Annotated in this window: 1 protein-coding gene; it reads left to right on the top strand. The window is 43.0% G+C overall.

The genetic code is table 11. The features are described 5' to 3' along the window. Positions 1–249: Ig-like domain-containing protein (locus AC1M9H_RS14420; protein ID WP_481613664.1), on the top strand; the 249-nt coding region annotated here is incomplete at both ends.

Raw genomic sequence — 249 nt, 5'->3', positions numbered from 1 at the left:
GTTGAAATCTTAGACAAAGATGGCAACCCTGTAGCAACAGGTGATGCGACTGTAGATCCAGAAGGTAACTGGTCGTATACACCGACTGAAGAATTACCAGAAGGTGAATATACAGTTAAAGCTGAAGCGAAAGATGCGGTGGGTAATACTGCTACTGCAACTGCGGATGGCAAATTAACTGTAGATACAACTGCACCATCTGATACCGATGTAACGATTGATCCAATTGCGGATACAAACGATACAACA

Source organism: Acinetobacter sp. ANC_7512, assembly GCF_056779935.1.
Note: the sequence above shows the minus strand (reverse complement) of the source record. Positions and strands in the feature narration are given on the sequence as shown.